The organism is Pseudomonas sp. SDO5591_S426, from assembly GCF_054070755.1.
In genome coordinates, this window is sequence record NZ_JBSVXD010000112.1 from 1 (window position 1) to 19,335 (window position 19,335).

The 19,335-nt window shown below is 58.5% G+C and carries 16 protein-coding genes; 8 read left to right on the forward strand and 8 right to left on the reverse strand.

Features of this window, described 5'->3' with window-relative positions:
- Positions 1-160: 160 nt before the first annotated feature.
- Positions 161-1,654, forward strand: coding sequence for a hypothetical protein (locus ACW9JC_RS20020; RefSeq protein WP_457457063.1), 1,494 nt, complete (start codon positions 161-163; stop codon positions 1,652-1,654).
- 73 nt (positions 1,655-1,727) lie between these two features.
- Here ACW9JC_RS20020 and ACW9JC_RS20025 read toward each other — a convergent pair whose 3' ends face one another.
- Positions 1,728-2,879, reverse strand: a complete 1,152-nt coding sequence (locus ACW9JC_RS20025; protein ID WP_457457083.1) for a M14 family metallopeptidase — start codon at positions 2,877-2,879, stop codon at positions 1,728-1,730.
- Between the two features lie 360 nt (positions 2,880-3,239).
- Between ACW9JC_RS20025 and ACW9JC_RS20030 the strand changes: the two genes are divergently transcribed.
- Genes ACW9JC_RS20030 through ACW9JC_RS20050 form a run of 5 tightly spaced genes read left to right on the forward strand, consistent with a single transcriptional unit; the run spans position 3,240 to position 7,960 of the window.
- On the forward strand, positions 3,240-3,908 hold the full coding sequence (locus ACW9JC_RS20030; RefSeq protein WP_457457065.1) for a GntR family transcriptional regulator: 669 nt from the start codon (positions 3,240-3,242) through the stop codon (positions 3,906-3,908).
- 43 nt (positions 3,909-3,951) lie between these two features.
- The gene (locus ACW9JC_RS20035) at positions 3,952-4,758 is read left to right on the forward strand and encodes an ABC transporter substrate-binding protein (protein ID WP_338581927.1); all 807 of its coding nucleotides are present in this window, start codon (positions 3,952-3,954) and stop codon (positions 4,756-4,758) included.
- Positions 4,759-4,769: 11 nt separating this feature from the next.
- Complete coding sequence (locus ACW9JC_RS20040; RefSeq protein ID WP_338581926.1) at positions 4,770-5,537, forward strand: amino acid ABC transporter permease; 768 nt, start codon at positions 4,770-4,772, stop codon at positions 5,535-5,537.
- A gap of 1 nt (position 5,538) precedes the next feature.
- Positions 5,539-6,318 carry an amino acid ABC transporter ATP-binding protein gene (locus ACW9JC_RS20045; protein ID WP_338581925.1) on the forward strand — a complete coding sequence of 260 codons (780 nt, stop codon included), beginning with the start codon at positions 5,539-5,541 and terminating at the stop codon, positions 6,316-6,318.
- A gap of 31 nt (positions 6,319-6,349) precedes the next feature.
- Entirely contained in the window at positions 6,350-7,960 is a 1,611-nt protein-coding gene (locus tag ACW9JC_RS20050; RefSeq protein ID WP_457457068.1) for a gamma-glutamyltransferase family protein, read from the forward strand.
- A 421-nt stretch (positions 7,961-8,381) separates the two neighbouring features.
- Here the strand turns inward: ACW9JC_RS20050 and ACW9JC_RS20055 are convergent, their stop codons facing one another.
- Complete coding sequence (locus ACW9JC_RS20055) at positions 8,382-8,723, reverse strand: DUF6124 family protein (protein ID WP_457457070.1); 342 nt, start codon at positions 8,721-8,723, stop codon at positions 8,382-8,384.
- A gap of 129 nt (positions 8,724-8,852) precedes the next feature.
- Here ACW9JC_RS20055 and ACW9JC_RS20060 point away from each other — a divergent pair, with 129 nt between their 5' ends.
- The gene (locus ACW9JC_RS20060; RefSeq protein ID WP_457457072.1) at positions 8,853-9,491 is read left to right on the forward strand and encodes a LexA family protein; all 639 of its coding nucleotides are present in this window, start codon (positions 8,853-8,855) and stop codon (positions 9,489-9,491) included.
- Positions 9,492-9,529: 38 nt separating this feature from the next.
- Here the strand turns inward: ACW9JC_RS20060 and ACW9JC_RS20065 are convergent, their stop codons facing one another.
- Genes ACW9JC_RS20065 through ACW9JC_RS20080 form a run of 4 tightly spaced genes read right to left on the reverse strand, consistent with a single transcriptional unit; the run spans position 9,530 to position 15,088 of the window.
- Complete coding sequence (locus ACW9JC_RS20065) at positions 9,530-11,476, reverse strand: acetyl/propionyl/methylcrotonyl-CoA carboxylase subunit alpha (protein ID WP_457457074.1); 1,947 nt, start codon at positions 11,474-11,476, stop codon at positions 9,530-9,532.
- Entirely contained in the window at positions 11,476-12,291 is an 816-nt protein-coding gene (locus ACW9JC_RS20070; RefSeq protein ID WP_338581919.1) for a gamma-carboxygeranoyl-CoA hydratase, read from the reverse strand. Before ACW9JC_RS20070 ends, ACW9JC_RS20065 begins: the two co-directional genes overlap by 1 nt.
- Positions 12,292-12,304: 13 nt before the next feature.
- Complete coding sequence (locus ACW9JC_RS20075) at positions 12,305-13,912, reverse strand: carboxyl transferase domain-containing protein (protein ID WP_457457076.1); 1,608 nt, start codon at positions 13,910-13,912, stop codon at positions 12,305-12,307.
- 12 nt (positions 13,913-13,924) lie between these two features.
- A complete protein-coding gene (locus tag ACW9JC_RS20080) occupies positions 13,925-15,088 on the reverse strand; it encodes an isovaleryl-CoA dehydrogenase (RefSeq protein ID WP_338581917.1) in 1,164 nt (387 codons plus the stop codon).
- 272 nt (positions 15,089-15,360) lie between these two features.
- Between ACW9JC_RS20080 and ACW9JC_RS20085 the strand changes: the two genes are divergently transcribed.
- A complete protein-coding gene (locus ACW9JC_RS20085; RefSeq protein WP_457457079.1) occupies positions 15,361-17,055 on the forward strand; it encodes an AMP-binding protein in 1,695 nt (564 codons plus the stop codon).
- A gap of 667 nt (positions 17,056-17,722) precedes the next feature.
- On the opposite strand, the gene ACW9JC_RS20090 is transcribed toward ACW9JC_RS20085, so the two are convergent.
- Entirely contained in the window at positions 17,723-18,622 is a 900-nt protein-coding gene (locus tag ACW9JC_RS20090) for a hydroxymethylglutaryl-CoA lyase (protein WP_457457081.1), read from the reverse strand.
- Positions 18,623-18,769: 147 nt separating this feature from the next.
- Positions 18,770-19,171: a MerR family transcriptional regulator gene (locus tag ACW9JC_RS20095; protein ID WP_007980992.1), complete on the reverse strand. Its 402-nt coding sequence runs from the start codon at positions 19,169-19,171 to the stop codon at positions 18,770-18,772.
- Positions 19,172-19,335: the final 164 nt, after the last annotated feature.

The window sequence follows — 19,335 nt, forward strand, 5'->3', positions numbered from 1 at the left end:
ATCGCAGCCTGCGGCAGCTCCTACAGGTTGGTGTAGCTCCCCACCTGTCAACTTTGACAGTTTCGCCTTCTCGAAAAGACGCGTTCAATGCTCACAGACTGCAGTGGCCCGGACGAGGCCAGTCGAACAGCACTGATAGTGTCATTCAAGGAGACGAATCATGTTCCAGACTGCAGGTGTGCGTTTTATGCGGGATGTTTGTACTTCGCTATCGGTCGTGTTGTTGGCTGGGTTGCTTGGGGCGTGTGCTCATTCACCGGATCCCGGCGGGCCGAAAAGTTGGGTTGTGGAGAATGTGGCGAGTAAGGCAACGGCAGAACTTTATGCGGATGTAATTAAACCGGGGGTGTTTGAGCGGTCGAGTTCGAAGGTGATTGATGGTTATACCGTTGAGAGCGGGAATCTATTAATGCCGGACAAGTCTGTCGGCTCATTGGTGACGGTCAGGTCTGGTGACGGTGGGTTGACTGCTGTTATTGAACAACCAGGAAACAAAGGTTTGCTTGTAATCAACGGTAAAGGTGATAGTCGGTATACTCCTTTTCCAAAGCGAGATTATTCACTCCCGGATACGGTCGTGGAAGACGCAAAGACTGTTGTACCGGAGTCGCGCACTTCGGAGGGCCCCTATGTCATCGAAATGCTCATCGGATATTCACGTTCTGCGGTTGAGGCCGCTGGTGGAGACGCTCATGCCAATGCATTGGCTCAAGTGGAAAGCGTCAATCTGGCTCTGCGTAACTCTCAAGTAACCAATGTTTCGATGAAATTGGTCGGGGTGCAAGTCGTTGAGACTAATTATCCACTCACGCCTGATACGCTAAGCCGATTGCCTGAGATATTTTCTGCCAGTATGCAAGCATTTGATCCAGATATGCTGTATGGGATTTTTTCCGGTCATCCCGATGATTCGGCCGTTGGTTGGGCGTACGTGCCAGGCCGTTTAGCTTTGGGGTATGTCTATGGAGAGGCGTTTCGTCATGAAGTAGGCCATAACGTGGGTGGGGGGCACTGTCATGAGCCGGGAGGAGGTTATAACTTCGGTTTCAATAATGGGAAATCCACCACTGCTCAATGTGGAAATGAAGCCCCTTACTATTCAACTTCAGCCGTTCGAGATCAACACGGCTTGCCGTTGGGTAATACAGCTACTGCTAACATGGCTCGAGTATGGCGCGAGAATGCGGATCGGCTATCCTCATACACTAATCTACCATCCAATACTCATCGAATAGCTCTGAATCTCAACGGAAGCACTACCACGCAGACCGTGAATTTGAGCGTGTTAAGGAGTTATCAGGCTGGTGTAGTTACTTTGGCTCCAGACCAAGGTCCAACAACGCTTGTTTATGCGATAGCAGGCTACAACAGGCTAACTGTGGAACTAGAAAATAGTAGTGGTGTGAAACATACCATTTATTTGCGTGGAGAGCGTGCGTTGGGGAGGTGTGGTTGGTATGCCATGAACTCTTATATTGGTTGTCAAAATTCGGAGCAAAATCAGATTGATTTTTCTTTCAAACTGACATTTCTTGAAGCAGATAATCCCGGTCTACCTTCAGGTATATTTAACGGAGCACTGAAAATGAAGGCGCGTAATTTGTCAGGTAGTTGGGAGGTTCCCATCAACGTGCTGGTGTCCCTGCAAAAATAAACAAAATTTTAATGATTTCTGCATTCCTTGCGATTCATGGCCTCATTGAGGCCATGAGTTGTTTATCGACGTATTAGCGAAGAATACCAACCATATCCGCCACAGTCGTCAAAACATCCTTCCCCAACTGCTTCGACCGTTTGCCCGACCACCCCGTCAACGGGTTCGGATGATCGTCGTGATCCTTGAACGGCATTTCCAGGGTCAGTGACAGGCAGTCGTACTTCTGGCCAACGCTGTTGCAAGCCAGCGTCATGTTGGCTTGGCCCGGTTCGTCGCGGGTGTAGCCGTGTTTGGTCTGGAAGTCCTTGGTGGTGTGCTTCAGGTGGCTGCGGAAATGCTCTTCGAGTTTTTCGATGCGCGGCGTGTAGCCCGGATTACCTTCGCACGCGGCGGTGAACACGTGAGGGATTTCCTCGTCACCGTGCGCGTCGATGAACATATCGACTCCGTACTTTTCCATTTGCTGCTGTACGAAAAACACTTCCGGGCTGATTTCCGGGCTGGCGTTCTGCCAGGCGCGGTTCAGGTCCTGGCCCATGGCGTTGGTGCGCAGGTGACCGTGGAAGGCGCCGTCCGGGTTCATGTTCGGCACCAGGTACAAGTCGGCGCTGGCCAGCAGTTTGTTCAGTACCGGATCGTCGTGTCTTTCCAGACGCTCGATCACACCTTCCATGAACCACTCGGCCATGTGCTCGCCCGGATGTTGCTGGGCGATGATCCACACTTTGCGCTGTCCATCGGCGCCGCTGCCTTTGCGCAGCAACTGGATGTCGCGGCCTTCGACGCTCTTGCCGGTGGCCAGCAGTTCGGTGCCGGCCTTGGTCAGCGCCTGCTCGATCAGCCAATCGTGGCGGCCACGGCTGTAGGGTTCGAAGTAGGCGAACCAGGCGTGGGTTTGCGTGGCTTCAAGGCAGAAGCGCAGGCAGTCGCCTTCGAAGATGGTCGGCACGCGGAACCAGTTGACGTGGTCGTAGGACGCGACCGCCTGATAACCGTCCCAGGCCTTGTTGTACGAAGACTGGCTGGCATTGTTCAGGCGAAACCAGTGTTCCTGACCGACGTGCAGGCCGCTGGCCTTGAAGTGGAACCATTGAAAGTGATTGCTCTTGGTATCGGGGCGGATCGCCAGCAGGGGCTTGAGCGGGTCGCTGAGGTCAATGACCTGAATGTTGCCGCTGTCGAAATTGGCACTGATGTCGAGAGAGGATTTAGCCACGGTCAGGGTTCCTGATTTAGATTTTATGGCGGCTACTTTACACGCAAGAGAAGAGGGTTAGGAGCGCAGAAAAATCGTTTCATCCCCATGAGCGCCGTTCTGTTTCGTCGCTCACCGATCGGCGCGACGTTCGATTGCAGTCAAAGGTTTCAGTTGTGTTACCAGCAGCACCTCTTTGGGGCCTGTCGACCCCAGACTGGGGCATTTCAACTCGTTACCCGACTCTGAGCAATCCGCACATCGGCGTCTTACATTCCCAATAAACCATCCTAATCAATCACCTGCATGCCCCATGCTGAATCTGGCATGCATCGTGCTTTTTTGGCTTTATGGATAATTGGATACAAAAATACAAAAGGTGCACCGATGAAATTCGCCCCTGTCTACACCGAGCGCCAGCCTGTTACCGCCGAGGAAGAGGCCTACAACTTTCTTCTGGAGGCTATCTGTAAGGGACGTTATCGCACCGGCGAGCGGCTGATCGCCGAGGACATCGCCGGTGAAATCGGCATGAGCCGCATGCCCGTGCGCGAGGCCTTCCGCCGTCTGGATGCCGACGGCCTGGTGACGTTGCGGCCCAATCGCGGCGCCATCGTTCGCGGCCTGAACATCGACGAAATGCGCGAAGTCTTCGAGATGCGCAGCGCCCTTGAAGGCCTCGCCATCCGGGTGGCTGTCAGCAAAATGAGCGAGCGCCATTTCAGTCACCTGGAGCGTCTGCTCGACGAGATGGACGACTACCGCGAGGACGGTGCCGAGTGGGTCAGCCGTCACCGGGCCTTCCATGAATACCTGTGCAGCTTGAGTGAGCGCCCGCGCCTGATGCGGCAGATTTCGGCGCTGTATTCGGTGATCGAGCCGCACATGCGCCTGTGGCTGCAACACGCCGACAAACCCCGCAGTGCCCGGGACGAACATGCCTCGATCGTGACGGCTTTGCGTTCCGGCGATCCGGATAAGGCAGCCGCCGTGGTGTGCGAGCACATCGAAGGCACCATCCCGCGGTTGATTCAGTTTCTTGAGGCTCATCAGTAGAAGAACAAACACATCCCCCGTTGCAGCCACCTGGAGTCATGTCATGCAAAAGCCTTGCGCGTTAGTTGCGGTGTTCACCTTGAGTCTGTGTTCCCAATGGGCGTTTGCTGCCCCCGAGTTACCCGAGCGATTAAGCAAGAGCGAAAAGATCGTCTATTGCTCCGGCATGGACTCACCGCCGCTGGTGTCGTTTGACCTGAAGCAAAAACCGGTCGGACTTCAGGTCGACATGGGCGAAGCGATTGCCAAACGCCTGGGTGACAAGAAAGTCGAATGGCGCATCTCGCCTTTCGCCGGGTTGATCCCGGCATTGCTGGCGCAGCAGTGCGACATGATCGTCGATCAACTGTTCGACAAACCCGAACGCCGCGAAGTGATCGACATCGTCAACTTCATGTATTCCAGCCAGTCGATCGTCGTGCCCAAGGGCAACCCGAAATCGGTGAGCACGCTGGAGGATTTGTCGGGGCTCAAGGTCGCGGTCAGTAACGGTTCGACCATCCGCATGCTGCTGGGCAAGGAGAACGAAAAGCTTGAAGCGGCCGGCAAGGCGCCGATGAAACTGGTGGTGTACAACGTCGATGCCGATGCGTTCCAGGCCTTGCGCATCAACCAGGTAGACGCCTTCGGCACCACGGTCGAGTCCGCCGGACACTATCAGCAACTGGCTCCTGACCTGTTCCAGTCAGCGGTGCCAGCCTTCAATCGCATCCTCACCGGTTTTGGCGTCCGCAAAAGCGATCCGCAACTGACCGTGGCGTTGACCGAAGTCCTGCAAGGCATGCGCGCCGACGGCAGCTACACCGCGCTCCTCAGTAAATGGCATGTCGACAGCGACAAACTGGACTGAGGGAAAACCAGATGAATTTCAATTGGGATGTGTTCTGGCAGTACCTGTTGCAGCCCAGCGATGTGTACCTGACGGGGCTCTGGCTGACTTGCCTGATCAGCGTTTCGGCGATGTTGCTCGGTTGTGTGCTGGGGCTGATCGCGGCGTTGATGAAGCTGTCGAGTAACCCGTTGTTGCAATACCCGGTGCGCTTTTATGTCTGGCTGATGCGCGGCACGCCGTTGCTGGTGCAGATCGTGTTTCTGTACACGGCGTTGGCGGCGGGCGGGATTTTCCGCTTTGAAGACCTGGACCTCGGCTGGTTCATCGTGCCGGGCAACATCCAGGCGGCGATCATCGCTCTGGGCCTCAACGAAGGCGCCTACATGGCCGAAATCATTCGGGCCGGCATCGGTGCGGTGGACAAGGGGCAGTACGAAGCCGGGCGGTCCCTGGGCATGACGTTCCCCAAATTGATGCGCCGCATCGTGCTGCCGCAAGCGTTCCGGGTGATCGTGCCGCCGCTGGGCAACGAGTTCAACGTGATGCTGAAAAACACCACGCTGGTCAGCGTGATCGGGGTGCAGGAACTGCTGCTCAGCACGCAAATGGTGACCTCGGCGACCTTCCGCGTGTTCGAGTTGTACCTGGTCGTGGCCATCTACTTCCTGGCGTTGACCACACTCTGGGGCTTTTTCCAGCGCTGGCTGGAGACACGTTTCGGTCAGTCCGATCGCCCGGCACCGGCCGCCAGCCGGATGTTCGGACGCAACACCATGAAACTGTTGAGAGGGCGTTGAGATGGCGCACATGAGTGAAGAACTGGTCATCGAAGCGCTGGATATCCACAAGTCGTTTGGTGAGCTTGAGATTCTCAAGGGCATTTCCCTGCAAGTGAAACGCGGTGAAGTGGTGGTGCTGATCGGTGCGTCGGGCTCCGGTAAAACCACGTTTATCCGCTGTATCAATTTGCTGGAGGACATCCAGTCGGGGCAGATCCGCGTCGCGGGTCAGCCGATGGGCTATCGCACCCGGGCCGATGGCAGCCTGGTCCGGGATTCGGAGCGCAACATTGCTCGCCAGCGTCGGGACATCGGCATGGTGTTCCAGCGATTCAATTTGTTCCCGCATATGACGGCTCTGGAAAACATCATCGAGGCGCCCATCCAGGTGCTGGGTGTTTCGCGCGCGGCGGCGCTGGAGCAAGCGCGGGCGCTGCTCACGCGGGTGGGGCTGGCGGAAAAGGCCGATCATTACCCGTCGATGTTGTCCGGTGGCCAGCAGCAGCGGGTGGCCATCGCCCGGGCATTGGCCATGAAACCCCAGGCCATGCTGTTCGATGAGCCCACCAGCGCCCTTGACCCCGAGACGGTGGGGGAAGTGCTGCAAGTCATGAAGGAGCTGGCCGAGGAGGGCATGACCATGGTCGTTGTCACCCATGAAATGGGGTTTGCCCGTGAGGTGGCTGATCGGGTGGTGGTGCTCGATCAGGGCGAACTGATCGAACAGGGGCCGCCTGAGCAGATTTTCAGTCAGCCGAAGCACGCGCGTACCCGCGCCTTTCTCAGTCGAGTGTTGTAAGCCCATCAAACAAATTTGTGTGAGTCCTGCCATGTTCAAATTTTCTGCCCATGAATATCCCTACGCCTCACAACGTCAAAGCGTCTTCGCCAAACGCGGCATGGTCGCCGCTTCACAACCACTGGCCGCTGAAGCCGGAATTGAAATCATGCGTCGTGGTGGCAATGCCATCGATGCAGCGATTGCCACCGCCGCAGCGTTAACCGTTGTCGAGCCCACCGGTTGCGGTATTGGTGGCGACGCGTTTGCGTTGGTCTGGACGCAAAACAAATTGCACGGTTTGAACGCCAATGGCGCTGCGCCACAAGCCTTGAGCATCGAGGCGGTTAAAGCCGCGGGCCATGAAAAGATGCCGTTGCATGGCTGGACGCCGGTCACCGTTCCGGGTTGCCCGTCGGCCTGGGCTGAGCTGTCCAAACGTTTCGGTCGACTACCGTTTGCCGAGTTGCTGCAACCGGCAATCAGTCTGGCGCGCGATGGTTTTCCCGTGTCGCCGGTGGTTGCGCTGCAATGGCAAAGCGCGCTGGAGGATTTCACACCCGACCGCAGCGAGGTGCTTGAAAGCTGGTTCGAGACCTTTCTGATTGAAGGTCGTGCGCCCCGTGCCGGTGAACTGTTCCGCAACCCGGCCCAGGCTCGAACCCTCAACGAGTTGGCGGCCAGCGGTTGTGAAAGTCTCTACCGTGGTGCGCTGGCACAACGGCTGGACGCACACTCCAGGGCCACGGGTGGTTACTTGCGCGCCAGCGACTTGCAGGACTACCGCGCGCAATGGGTCGAGCCGATCAAGGTCAATTATCGCGGGGTCGACGTCTGGGAAATTCCACCGAGCGGGCAGGGGCTGGTGGCGTTGATGACGTTGAAGATACTCGAGGGCTTCGACTTCGATCACCGCGACAGTCAACAGACCTGGCATCGACAACTCGAAGCCATGAAACTCGCCTACAGCGATGGCTTGCACTACATCACGGATCCGGAACACATGCGGGTTGCTGTCGATGACTTGCTGAGTGAACACTATGCAAGCCATCGCCGAGCGCAGATTGGCGAACAGGCAATCGCGCCGCAGCCGGGCGATCCCCACGCCAGCGGCACCGTCTACCTGGCCACCGCCGACGCCGATGGCAACATGGTTTCATTTATCCAGAGCAACTATCACGGGTTCGGTTCCGGCGTGGTATTGCCCGACAGCGGTATCGCCCTGCAAAACCGTGGCGAAGAATTCAGCCTCGATCCCGGGCATTCCAACTGCCTGGCCCCTGGCAAAAAGACTTTCCACACCATCATTCCCGGGTTTCTCAGCAAGGACGGTGAGGCGATGGGGCCGTTTGGAGTGATGGGCGGTTACATGCAGCCGCAAGGGCATGTGCAAATGGTGATGAACCTGGTGGATTTCGGACTCAACCCGCAAGCGGCCCTCGATGCGCCGCGCTGGCAATGGCTGGGCGGACTGAAGGTCGGAATCGAACAGGATGCATCACGGGACATGGCGGCGGCGCTGGCACGTCGTGGTCACACGGTGGAAGTTGCCTGCGATCTCACCAGTTACGGGCGAGGGCAGATCATCCTGCGTGATCCTGAAACGGGGGTGTTGTGCGGGGGAACCGAGCCGCGAACGGATTCGCATATCGCGGTGTATTGAAAGGGCTGGAAGGGGGTATCAAGGGGGCGTCCTCCTTGACGCCGAGGCAGCTTAGAGATTGTGCGATTGATTCTCAAGTGCTATTTGCCATTAGTTTGCCCTAATGATCACAGGCTTCTCTTGCCAACAAATATTCTTTTGATATCATCCGCGCCATCGAATTTGCGGCACCTGAAGACTTCATTAGCCTGAAGCCATAAGCCAGAAAACTGGCAAAAAAAGACCCGGCAAAAAGCCGGGTCAAAAACCGTGATTAGCCTGATGAGGAGATAGTCCAAAAGACCGACCTAAGGTCTTTTGGTCCATCGACTGATCTCGCGACCAGCTGATGCAATAATAATCATTCTCGTTTGCAAGTCAAATGATTTTATCTGCGCGATTGGAAAATTCTTTCCAGTCCTCTCTTTTTTACACCTTCGCTTCAACCGATTTGATGTCTCTCCAGTGACCGGTCCACCATGGCTTTGGCCATGTCGATCATGTGCACTGCCGAAAACGCCAAGTCCCGACTTGAACCCTGCAAATGGCTGGCTGATTCGAAAGCCGTGGCGGCGGCACAGCGCAGCAGGTCTGACGCATGGACCAGCGCCTCCTCGCTGCTGATGTTTCGGTTCACATCAAAGAAACGTTCCGCGACCCCTTCCTCTGAAACAGCCGGTTTCAGGTAATAGTCCAGTGCGCGCTGGGCGGCGGCCGAACCTTGCGGTGAGGTGAGGGAGGTATCGATTTGCATATCAGGCAGGTCGTTGGCGGGTTGGGTCATGGTGGGGGAAAGCTCCGTGATTGATTCAGATCCGTGAATCCATCCTAGTACGATATGTATTTGTGACCATAGTTTAAATACTACAATTTGTGTTTTGATGGCCGGAGTCCACCCCGTATCGTGCCGCACATGGATAAATGGATTGAATTGGTCAAGGCCAAGATGAGTGAGCTCAAAGTCACTCAAGAGATACTCGCCGACCGCCTCGGGATGTCCCAGGGCGGCGTTGGTCATTGGCTGAACAAGCGTCGCGAGCCCGGCATCGACAACATGAACCGCGTGTTGAAGGCGCTCGGGATGGATTTTCTCGAGGTGGTGTTGGTGATTCGCGAGCCTCAAGAGCCGCAGGACGACGGGATTTCCCTGACGCAAAAGTACAATCCGTACTTCCGCTACCCGGTCAGTGACTGGCGGGAAACCGGGGAGGTCCGTGATGGCGAACAGGCGCAATACCGTTTTGAATTGTCGGACTACCACGCACAAGGCGCAGCATTCTGGCTGACGGTCACGGGCGATGCGATGACCGCACCCAGTGGCCTCAGCATCGCCGAAGGCATGTTGATCCTGGTGGACCCGGACGTGGAAGCCGTACCAGGCAAACTGGTCATCGCGCAGTGGCAGGACAGCAGCGAGGCGGTTTTTCGCAAGTTGATCGAAGAGGGCGGGCAGCGTTACCTGGTCCCGCTCAATCCGACGTATCCGAAAGCCCTTTACACCGAAGAGTGCCGAATCATCGGCGTGGTGGTTCAGGCAACAGCTAAGTTCTGATCAGACCGGTCCTCACAATATGTAGGACCGGTCTTTTTTCAGGCCTCTTCCAGCTCGACCAGCGCACTACCTTCGCTGACCATCTCGCCTTCCTGGCAGTACAGTGCCTTGATCACACCCGCATGCGGTGCACGAATGCTGTGTTCCATCTTCATCGCTTCCAGCACCACCAATTGCGCCCCGGCTTCGACCGTTTGCCCGGCCTCCACCAGCACGCGCACGATGCTGCCGTTCATGGGCGCAGTCAGCCCGCCCTGATGACTGTGGCTGGCCTCGACGGCACTGATCGGGTCGTAGGACTCGATGCGATGCAGCTCACCGTCCCATTGCAAATACACATGTTCACCCCGACGGATCGCCCGATGCTGGCGGCGCACGCCGTTGTGTTCGGTCAGCAATTGCTCGCCCCGGAGTTGGGCGTTGATGTCGCCCAAAGTCAGCGCACGATCCTGGCCTTCACAACTCAGGTGCAGGGTGATTTCCGCTGGCAATCCGGCGCGGAATCCGTTGCCGATGGCCCAGGGCGAACTCGGATCTTCACTGCGTGTTGAACGGTGCTGACTCTGGGCGAACGTCTGGGCAGCGGCTTGCCAGAATTCGTCGCTGAGTTGCGCAGGCGCTGGCAGCAGTTGCTCTTGATAGCGCGGGATAAACCCGGTATCCAGTTCCGCCGCGGCAAACGCCGGGTGGCCGATGATGCGCCGCAGAAAGTTGATGTTGGTCTTCAGTCCGCCAATGGCGAATTCATCGAGCATGCTTAGCAGGCGCAATCGGGCCTGTTCACGGTCCTCGCCCCAGGCAATCAACTTGCCGAGCATCGGGTCATAGAATGGCGAAATCTCATCGCCCTCTTCAACTCCGCTGTCCACTCGACGGCCCGCACCCGGTGCGGATTCGCGATACAGCTCCAGGCGCCCGGTTGCGGGCAGGAAGTCATTGCCCGGATCTTCGGCATACAGCCGCACTTCAATCGCATGGCCGATCAGCGGCACCTGCTCTTGAGTCATCGGCAAGGCTTCGCCACGCGCCACACGAATCTGCCACGCCACCAGGTCGAGGCCCGTGATGGCTTCAGTGACCGGGTGTTCCACTTGCAGGCGAGTGTTCATCTCCATGAAGAAGAACTCGCCGCGCGCATCCAGCAAGAACTCCACGGTGCCGGCACCGACGTAGCCGATGGCCTGAGCCGAACGCACAGCGGCTTCACCCATGGCGCGGCGCAGTTCCGGGCTCAGGCCCGGCGCCGGTGCTTCTTCGACGACTTTCTGGTGACGACGCTGAATGGAGCAGTCGCGTTCGTTGAGGTACAGGCAGTTGCCGTGCTGATCGGCGAATACCTGGATTTCCACGTGACGCGGTTTGAGCAGGTACTTCTCCACCAGCATCCGCGAATCGCCGAACGACGAAAGCGCTTCACGTTGGGCCGAGGCCAGGGCTTCGGCCAGTTGGCTGACGTCCTCGACCACTTTCATGCCTTTGCCGCCGCCACCGGCCGTGGCCTTGAGCAGCACCGGGTAGCCGATGCGTTCGCAGGCATCGCGGAAGGTGTCGAGGTCTTGAGCCTCGCCGTGATAGCCCGGCACCAGTGGCACGCCAGCAGTTTCCATCAGGGCCTTGGCGGCGGACTTGCTGCCCATGGCGTCGATGGCCGAGGCGGGCGGGCCGAGGAAAATCAGGCCTGCCGCTTCGATGGCACGGGCGAACCCGGCGTTCTCCGACAGAAAGCCATAACCGGGATGGATCGCCTGGGCGCCGCTGGCCTTGGCCGCGGCGATCAGTTTGTCGATTTGCAGGTAACTCTCAGCGGCTTTGCTGCCACCCAGGTCGACGCGGATATCCGCCTCGCGGCTGTGGCGGGCGTCACGGTCGGTGGCGCTATGCACGGCCACGGTGGTCAGGCCCAGGGCCTTGGCGGTGCGCATCACCCGGCAAGCGATTTCGCCACGGTTGGCCACCAGCAGGGTAGTGAGTACAGGTGCGCTCATCAACGCGGCTCCTTGGTGGTGGTTTCGGCTTGCCAGCTCGGCGGACGTTTCTGCAAAAAGGCACGCAGACCTTCCTGGCCTTCGGGGCTGACGCGGATGCGGGCGATGGCGTTTTCGGTGTAGCGACGCAGTGCCGGGTTCAGCGAACCGTCGCCGACTTCACGGAGCAAGTCCTTGCTGGCACGCATGGCGGCAGGACTGTTGAGCAGCAGGTTGTCGATCCACTGATCGATTTTTTGCTCCAGCTCGGCAATCGGATAACTCTCCGACAACAGGCCCAGCTCCCGTGCCCGTTGCCCGCCAAAGCGTTCAGCGGTCAGGGCATAGCGCCGGGTGGCGCGCTCGCCGATGGCTTGCACCACGAACGGGCTGATCACCGCCGGTGCCAGGCCGATGCGTACTTCCGACAGGCAGAACTGCGCGTCATCGGCGCCGATGGCCATGTCGCAGCAACTGATCAGGCCCAACGCGCCGCCAAAGGCTGCGCCTTGCACCACGGCCAGGGTCGGGACTTTCAGTTTGGCCAGGTTGTACATCAACTCCGCCAGTTCCCGGGCGTCGTCGAGGTTGGTGTGGTAATCGAGTTCGGCCGATTGCTGCATCCACGCCAGATCGGCGCCGGCGCTGAAGTGCTTGCCACGGCCACGGACGATCAGGAATCGCAGGCTGGCATCGCTCGCGACCTTGTCCAGTGCGAGGATCAGTTCGCGGATCATCTCGGCGTTGAAGGCGTTGTTCTTTTCTTCGCGGCTGAGCCACAGCGTGGCGAAACCACGGGGGTCGGTCAGCAGTTCGAGGGTGTTGAAGTCGCTCATGTTCTTCTCCCGATCACATCCGGAACACGCCGAAGCGGCTCGGTTCGATTGGCGCGTTCAACGACGCGGACAAGGCCAGGGCCAGCACGTCGCGGGTCTGGGCCGGGTCGATGACACCGTCGTCCCACAAGCGAGCGCTGGAATAGTAGGGGTGTCCCTGTTCTTCGTATTGGTCGAGGATCGGTTGCTTGATCTCGGCTTCCTGCTCGGCGCTGAAAGCCTGGCCACTGCGTTCGGCCTGTTCGCGCTTGACCTGCACCAGCACGCCGGCCGCCTGTTCGGCGCCCATCACGCCGATGCGCGCATTCGGCCACATCCACAGGAAGCGCGGATCGTAGGCGCGACCGCACATGCCGTAGTTGCCGGCACCGAAGCTGCCGCCGATGATCACGGTGAACTTCGGCACCTTGGCGCAGGCCACGGCGGTTACCAATTTTGCGCCATGTTTGGCGATGCCGCCGGCCTCGTATTTCTGGCCGACCATGAAACCGGTGATGTTTTGCAGGAACAGCAGCGGGATGCCACGTTGACAGGCCAACTCGATGAAGTGCGCGCCTTTCTGCGCCGCTTCAGCGAACAGGATGCCGTTGTTGGCGAGGATCGCGATCGGGTAACCGTGCAGGTAGGCAAAACCGCACACCAGCGTAGTCCCGAACAGCGCCTTGAACTCGTCGAACACCGACCCGTCCACCAAACGCGCAATCACTTCGCGCACATCGAACGGCTGCTTGGCGTCGGCCGGGACAACGCCGTACAACTCGTCGCTGCTATAGAGCGGGGCGATTGGCGTGCGTTGCTGAACTTCGCCTTGCTTGCGCCAGTTGAGGTTGGCCACGCTGCGTCGCGCGATGGCGAGGGCGTGTTCATCGCTTTCGGCGTAATGGTCGGCCACACCGGAAATCTTGCAGTGCACATCGGCCCCGCCGAGGTCTTCGGCGCTGACCACTTCACCGGTCGCGGCTTTCACCAGCGGCGGGCCGGCGAGGAAGATCGTCGCTTGCTCGCGGACCATGATCGCTTCGTCAGCCATCGCCGGCACGTACGCGCCGCCGGCGGTGCAGGAGCCCATGACCACGGCAATCTGTGGAATGCCCATAGCGCTCATGTTGGCCTGGTTGAAGAAGATCCGGCCGAAGTGTTCGCGGTCCGGAAACACTTCATCCTGACGCGGCAGGTTGGCGCCGCCGGAGTCCACCAGATAGATGCACGGCAGGCGGTTCTGTTGGGCGATGGTCTGGGCGCGCAGGTGCTTTTTCACGGTCAGCGGGTAGTACGAGCCACCTTTTACCGTGGCATCGTTGGCGACGATCATGCATTCGACGCCTTCCACACAGCCAATCCCGGCAATCACGCCAGCGGCGGGAACGTCTTCGCCATACACCTCGTAGGCCGCCAGCTGGCTGATTTCCAGAAACGGCGAACCCGGATCAAGCAGGCGGTTGATGCGCTCGCGAGGCAGCAATTTGCCCCGCGAGGTGTGGCGTTCTTGAGCTTTCGGACCACCACCTTGCGCGACTTGGGCGAGCAAGGTGTGCAGCGCGTCGACCTGTTTGAGCATCGCCGCGCTGTTGGCCGCGAACTCCGCTGAACGGGGGTTGAGCTGGGTATGCAGGATAGCCATGGACAGCTCCGTTTAGCGGGTTTCGTTGAACAGTTCGCGACCGATCAGCATGCGACGGATCTCACTGGTGCCGGCGCCGATTTCGTACAGCTTGGCGTCACGCAACAGACGGCCGGCCGGGAATTCGTTGATGTAGCCGTTGCCGCCGAGAATCTGGATCGCGTCGAGGGCCATTTGCGTGGCGCGTTCGGCGCTGTAGAGGATCACCCCGGCAGCGTCCTTGCGCGTGGTTTCGCCGCGCTCGCAGGCCTGGGCCACGGCATACAGGTAGGCGCGGCTGGCGTTGAGTTGGGTGTACATGTCGGCGACCTTGCCCTGGATCAGCTGGAACTCGCCGATGCTTTGGCCGAACTGCTTGCGGTCGTGGATGTACGGCACGATCAAGTCCATGCACGACTGCATGATCCCGGTCGGACCGCCTGAAAGAACGACGCGCTCGTAGTCGAGACCGCTCATCAGCACTTTCACGCCGCCGTTGAGCACGCCGAGGATGTTTTCTTCCGGCACTTCGACGTCATCGAAAAACAGTTCGCAGGTGTTGGAACCGCGCATGCCGAGCTTGTCGAACTTGTTGCTGCGGCTGAAGCCTTTCCAGTCGCGCTCGACGATGAAAGCGGTGATGCCGTGCGGGCCTTTTTCCAGGTCGGTCTTGGCGTAGATCACGTAGGTATTGGCGTCAGGACCGTTGGTGATCCAGGTCTTGCTGCCGTTGAGCACGTACTTGTCGCCACGTTTTTCGGCGCGCAGTTTCATCGACACCACGTCGGAACCGGCGTTCGGCTCGCTCATGGCCAGGGCGCCGATGTGCTCGCCGCTGATCAGCTTCGGCAGGTATTTGGCTTTCTGTTCGTGGTTGCCGTTGCGGTTGATCTGGTTGACGCAGAGGTTGGAGTGGGCGCCGTAGGACAACGCCACCGAGGCCGAGCCACGGCTGATTTCTTCCATTACCACCACGTGGGCCAGATAGCCGAGGCCAGCACCGCCGTACTCTTCAGGAACGGTGATGCCCAGCAGGCCCATGTCGCCGAATTTGCGCCACAGGTCGGCGGGGAACAGGTTGTCGATGTCGATCTGAGCGGCGCGCGGGGCGATCTCTTTGGCGACGAAGGACTGAACCTGATCGCGCAGCATGTCGATGGTTTCACCGAGGGCAAAATTCAGGGATGGGTAGCTCATGGGTCACCTTTTGGCTTTTTTGTAGGGTGGGGAGGGCAGTGATTCGGCTCTCACCTTTACGTTAACGTAAGCCTGTGACGAAAGGCTGTCAATCACCCTTTACGTTAACGTCAACTTGGGTGATTCTGTAGGAGCCGAGCTTCCTCGCGATGGACGTTAACGGTAGCGCGTATTGTCTGGTTGAACGCGTTGTCCATACGTCCATCGCGAGCAGGCTCGCTCCTACAGGTACAGGTGCAGGTAGCCCATTAATAAAGACAATAGGGGTCGTCATGGATCAACCCAGTGCAAGCCCGCAACGCAGTTACACCCGTGGTTCCCAGGACAAAGCCTTGCTGGCGATGACCATTGGCCAGGCGTTCGACAACACTGTCGCGCAGTACCCGACCGGAGAAGCGCTGGTCGTACGCCATCAACAGCTGCGCTACACCTGGCGGCAACTGGCGGATGCGGCGGATACGCATGCCAGGGCACTGCTGGCGCTGGGCTTGCAGGCCGGTGACCGTCTCGGCATCTGGGCGCCGAATTGCGCGCAATGGTGCATCACGCAGATTGCCACTGCGAAAATCGGCGTGATCCTGGTCAACATCAACCCGGCCTACCGCAGCTCCGAACTCGAATACGTATTAAAGCAGTCGGGTTGCCAGTGGCTGGTCTGCGCCGGGGCTTTCAAGACCTCGAACTACCACGCCATGCTGCAAGGCCTGGTGCCTGAGCTGGCCGAGCAATCCATCGGCAAATTACAGAGTGAACGCTTGCCGGATCTTCGCGGCGTGATCAGCCTGGATGCACAGCCGCCCAGCGGTTTCCTGCCGTGGTCGCAATTGGCCGATCTGGCGGCCAGCGTGTCGGGCGAACAACTGCGCGAACGTCAGGACAGCCTGCATTTCGATCAAGCGGTGAACATTCAGTACACCTCCGGCACCACCGGTTTCCCCAAGGGTGCGACCCTCAGTCACTACAACATTCTCAACAACGGTTACATGGTGGGTGAAAGCCTCGGCCTGACCGCCGCTGATCGCCTGGTGATCCCGGTGCCGTTGTATCACTGCTTCGGCATGGTCATGGGCAATCTGGGTTGCATCACCCATGGCAGCACCATGATTTACCCCAACGATGCCTTCGACCCGCTGCTGACCCTCAGCACCGTCGCCGAAGAAAAAGCCACTGCGCTCTATGGCGTACCGACCATGTTCATCGCCATGCTCGATCAGCCGCAGCGTGCCGAATTCGATCTGTCGAGCCTGCGCACCGGAATCATGGCGGGGGCGACATGCCCGATCGAAGTGATGCGTCGTGTCATCAGCGAAATGCACATGAGCGAGGTGCAGATTGCCTACGGCATGACGGAAACCAGTCCGGTGTCGTTGCAGACCGGTCCGTCAGACGACCTGGAGTTGCGCGTCACCACCGTCGGTCGTACCCAGCCGCAACTGGAAAGCAAGATCATCGACGAGGCAGGCAATCTTGTACCGCGCGGCACCATCGGCGAATTGTGCACTCGCGGTTACAGCGTGATGCTCGGTTACTGGAACAATCCTCAGGGCACCGCAGAAGCGATCGATCAGGCAGGCTGGATGCACACCGGTGATCTGGCGAGCATGAACGACGAGGGTTACGTGTGCATTGCCGGGCGTAACAAGGACATGATCATCCGCGGCGGTGAGAATGTTTACCCGCGGGAGCTGGAAGAGTTTTTCTTTACCCACCCGGCCGTGGCCGACGTGCAGGTGATCGGCATTCCTTGCTCGCGCTACGGCGAGGAGATCGTTGCCTGGATCAAATTCCACCCCGGCCATAGCGCCACCGAGCAGGAGCTGCAAGCGTGGTGCAAGGAGCGCATCGCGCACTTCAAGACACCGCGTTACTTCAAGTTCGTCGAGGAGTTTCCGATGACGGTGACCGGCAAGATCCAGAAATTCCGGATGCGCGAGATCAGTATCGAGGAGCTAAAAGCGATACGGTAGGAGCTGCCGAAGGCTGCGATCTTTTGGGGTTGGCGAAGGTCAAGATCAAAGGATCGCAGGCTGCGCCACCTCCTGCAAGGTTGCGATTCTCTTGGAAAACTCAAACACCAGACAGCACAAAGGGGAGCCGAAGCTCCCCTTTAATTTTCGTTGCGCGTGCTCTTTTTTTATTATTGAGGGTCGGTCTGTTTTTGTTTTTGGCAACCGTTGCCCTTTACCGCTGTTTTTGGCGATCCCCATTCGGGATCAAGAGCAAACGTATTTTTTTGAGCGCTGATCTACTTTCTCGCTGAGCGATCCAACCGATTCGGGAGCTACCTGAAGGTAGTTTTATTATTCTCTGTCCGGTTGCGGGTAACTCCGAAAAGCACCCTGAAAAGCACATCTTCTCCAAAAAAATCTGTTAGCTGCGTCTCTGCCGTGTTGTTTTTGTTATGTCAGAGTCGTTACGTCTTGTTTTTATTAGGGTTGCCGCAATTTTTTTTATTCTTGTTGTGCGATAGATATAGCAGAAGCCGTGCCAACTTTTAAAAACCCTTTAAAATCAATGCTTTGAGTTTTTGTAGGGTTTTTCGCCTCAGGCAAAACCCTACATTTTGTTTCCGTGTTACTCGCTTGCGCCCACGTTTCAGATACTGCGGTAACACCCGGACACATTCCCCCCCACTCATTGTGCGCTGCGAGCCTTGGCCACACGCGAACCGGTAGGGCGACCCAATACGTTGCAGATTTGCTGGCCGGCCAGGATCAACGCGTCGAGGTCGATTCCGGTTTCGATACCCAGGCCGTTGAGCAGGTAGACCACGTCTTCGGTGGCGACGTTACCGCTGGCGCCCTTGGCGTATGGGCAGCCGCCGAGGCCGGCGATGGAGCTGTCGAATACCGCGATGCCTTCCAGCAGGCTGGCGTAGATATTGGCCATGGCCTGACCGTAGGTGTCGTGGAAATGCCCGGCCAGTTTTTCTCGCGGCACGTCAGCCGACACCACTTCGAACATCTTGCGCGTTGCGCCGGCAGTGCCGGTGCCGATGGTGTCGCCCAGCGAAACCTCATAGCAGCCCATGGCGTAGAGCTCGCGGGCAACAAGGGCGACTTGCTCAGGTTTGACGTGTCCTTCATAAGGGCAGCCCAGCACGCAAGACACATAACCACGCACCGTCACGCCGTGTTGTTTGGCGGCGTCCATGATCGGCACGAAACGCTCCAGGCTTTCGCTGATCGAGCAGTTGATGTTGCGCTGGGAAAACGCTTCCGACGCTGCCGCGAACACCGCGACTTCCTTGACCCCGCTGGCCAATGCATCTTCAAAGCCGCGCAGGTTGGGGGCGAGGGCGCCGTAGGTGACGCCCGGTTTGCGCTGGATCTGCGCGAAGACATCAGCGGAACCGGCCATCTGCGGCACCCACTTGGGCGAAACGAAACTGCCGACTTCTATATAGCCCAGGCCCGCAGCCGTGAGCGCGTCGACCAGTTGCACCTTGTCGGCGACGCTGATGGGTTGGGCTTCGTTTTGCAGACCGTCGCGGGGGCCGACTTCGACCAGGCGTACTTGGGTGGGGAGGGGCATGGGGATTCGACCTGTGTTGATTGTTCGGAGAACCCTGTAGGAGCGAGCCTGCTCGCGATGGGCTCCCAGGCACCGCGTTTATCCCGCAGACATGCGTCATCGTTGACGACCATCGCGAGCAGGCTCGCTCCTACAAGGGGTCGGGGTTTATTGAATCGATTCCTGGCTTTTGAGCGTCTGTTCCAGCGCCTGCACGCAGCGCTCTTCGGCAGTATCCAGCTCCAGTTTCATCTGTTCGATGTCCAGCAACTGCTGTTCCAGCTGTTCCCGGCGTTCGCTGATTTTCGCCAGCATGCTGTGCAGTTGCTTGGTGTTACCGCTGGAGGGGTCGTAAAGCTCGATCAACTCGCGGCATTCGGCCAGGGAAAAACCGATGCGCTTGCCCCGCAGGATCAACTTCAGGCTGACCTTGTCACGGGGCGAGTAGATACGTTCCTGACCACGACGTTCAGGGCTGAGCAGGCCTTGCTCTTCATAAAAGCGAATAGCGCGGGTGGTGATGTCGAGCTCGCGGGCGAGGTCGGAGATGCTGTAGGTCTGGCTGCTCATGGAAGCGCTCACGAAAGGTCATGGCGCTAAGCTAAAGGTAGGTTGACGTTTACGTCAAGGGGCTAAAAAAGGATCGCAGCCTGCGGCAGCTCCTATGTATGGACTCGCACCCACTGTCTACCCGCTTTTGAAAAACCGCTGCCCCGTTGCATCTATGTATTAGG

Bases quoted from the DNA above. Each gene is read 5' to 3' on its own strand.
- ACW9JC_RS20090 (WP_457457081.1), bottom strand. From the start codon at position 18,622: ATGCCCCTCCCCACCCAAGTACGCCTGGTCGAAGTCGGCCCCCGCGAC.
- ACW9JC_RS20040 (WP_338581926.1), top strand. From the start codon at position 4,770: ATGAATTTCAATTGGGATGTGTTCTGGCAGTACCTGTTGCAGCCCAGC.
- ACW9JC_RS20095 (WP_007980992.1), bottom strand. From the start codon at position 19,171: ATGAGCAGCCAGACCTACAGCATCTCCGACCTCGCCCGCGAGCTCGAC.
- ACW9JC_RS20045 (WP_338581925.1), top strand. From the start codon at position 5,539: ATGGCGCACATGAGTGAAGAACTGGTCATCGAAGCGCTGGATATCCAC.
- ACW9JC_RS20080 (WP_338581917.1), bottom strand. From the start codon at position 15,088: ATGAGCTACCCATCCCTGAATTTTGCCCTCGGTGAAACCATCGACATG.
- ACW9JC_RS20020 (WP_457457063.1), top strand. From the start codon at position 161: ATGTTCCAGACTGCAGGTGTGCGTTTTATGCGGGATGTTTGTACTTCG.
- ACW9JC_RS20075 (WP_457457076.1), bottom strand. From the start codon at position 13,912: ATGGCTATCCTGCATACCCAGCTCAACCCCCGTTCAGCGGAGTTCGCG.
- ACW9JC_RS20030 (WP_457457065.1), top strand. From the start codon at position 3,240: ATGAAATTCGCCCCTGTCTACACCGAGCGCCAGCCTGTTACCGCCGAG.
- ACW9JC_RS20070 (WP_338581919.1), bottom strand. From the start codon at position 12,291: ATGAGCGACTTCAACACCCTCGAACTGCTGACCGACCCCCGTGGTTTC.
- ACW9JC_RS20035 (WP_338581927.1), top strand. From the start codon at position 3,952: ATGCAAAAGCCTTGCGCGTTAGTTGCGGTGTTCACCTTGAGTCTGTGT.
- ACW9JC_RS20055 (WP_457457070.1), bottom strand. From the start codon at position 8,723: ATGACCCAACCCGCCAACGACCTGCCTGATATGCAAATCGATACCTCC.
- ACW9JC_RS20050 (WP_457457068.1), top strand. From the start codon at position 6,350: ATGTTCAAATTTTCTGCCCATGAATATCCCTACGCCTCACAACGTCAA.
- ACW9JC_RS20085 (WP_457457079.1), top strand. From the start codon at position 15,361: ATGGATCAACCCAGTGCAAGCCCGCAACGCAGTTACACCCGTGGTTCC.
- ACW9JC_RS20065 (WP_457457074.1), bottom strand. From the start codon at position 11,476: ATGAGCGCACCTGTACTCACTACCCTGCTGGTGGCCAACCGTGGCGAA.
- ACW9JC_RS20060 (WP_457457072.1), top strand. From the start codon at position 8,853: ATGGATAAATGGATTGAATTGGTCAAGGCCAAGATGAGTGAGCTCAAA.